Origin of the sequence: Sulfuricurvum sp. MLSB (genome assembly GCF_000747095.1) — a bacterium.
Lineage (GTDB): Bacteria > Campylobacterota > Campylobacteria > Campylobacterales > Sulfurimonadaceae > Sulfuricurvum.
Genome location: NZ_JQGL01000085.1, coordinates 1 through 1,109, shown reverse-complemented (window position 1 = coordinate 1,109; position 1,109 = coordinate 1). Strand labels below are relative to the sequence as shown.

Annotated in this window: 1 protein-coding gene; it reads right to left on the bottom strand. The window is 42.1% G+C overall.

All coding sequences use genetic code 11. The annotated features are described in order from the left end of the window. Positions 1–147: 147 nt before the first annotated feature. On the bottom strand, positions 148–870 hold the full coding sequence (locus JU82_RS06525; protein WP_037948355.1) for a DUF996 domain-containing protein: 723 nt from the start codon (positions 868–870) through the stop codon (positions 148–150). Positions 871–1,109: the final 239 nt, after the last annotated feature.

Genomic DNA, 1,109 nt, shown 5'->3' with positions numbered 1-1,109 from the left:
CTGATGGAAAAAGAGTATCTTCGAACATTGATCATTGAGAATTTTGATAAACTTGATCCGATCGAGCTGATTTATGCGCTTGAGTACAGCGGCGTGCATATCGATAAGACCAAGCTGTAAGAAAATGTGGGGGCTTGGGTAGTCCCTTTACTGCTCTTTGATGGTTGCGTACGCGATAATCAGCAAAATGCTGTAAATCAATAACAATACGAATCCGACTCCCAAGAACATCGTCAAAATTCCAAACAAATACAGCCATGCGGCAATCGTGAAGAGTTTGTTGTCGAATGCGCCGGCAAGGCGGTTGAGGGACTGGAACATAGCGTAAACCGAATAAAGAGCTGCGGCGAATGCTAAGATAGCCATAAAGATGGTTCCGAAACCGAGCGAATCGAGCGAATCAAAGAGTGAAAAGGCCATAGCGCCGAACAAGGTAAAGCTGAGAAAAATCGACATAACGACAACGGCGACAAAGGATTTAACCTGATACCAGAAAAAATCCATTTGGGATTTGTATTGTGCCAAAAGATAAACCCCATACAATTCGATGGCCAAACCGACAAAAGCAAAAAAGGCGGTAGCCGCACCGATCAATGCGACAAATGCACCGAAAGCCGCAATGTAAGCACCCGTTTTGACGTCTGAACCACCTGTCAGATTGGCTACGCCTTGTGCAATCGTATCTGCGGGATTGGATCCTGCGATGGAATAGATTTCTTTCGCTTTATTATCTTCAACGATAAAGTTTACTTTTGTACCGTTTCTCACGTTCGAACTTTTTACATCTTCGCGTTCAAACGTATAGCGCTGTTCGTCATCGCCTAAAATGATCCCGTTTCCCTCAACAATGTTCAAAATTGATCCATTCATCGGAATGCTCCCTTTCTCCTCTAAATAGCAAAACATTTAGCCTGCATTAGACAAGAGTTTACAGAATATTTTAAAATATATCAATATTAAATTTAATTATTTTAGGCAGATCGTCGGCAATGCAGAACTATGCGTTTAGGAATGCGGGCACAGAAGAGAAACAAAAAATTTTGAACTTTGGAAGTATTGTCATAAATAGGGGAATTTAAAGGTGGGTGGCGGACAGAGAGGGATTCGAA

What these genes read in the sequence shown, in the direction of transcription:
- JU82_RS06525 (WP_037948355.1), bottom strand. Translation starts at nt 870, where the DNA reads ATGAATGGATCAATTTTGAACATTGTTGAGGGAAACGGGATCATTTTA.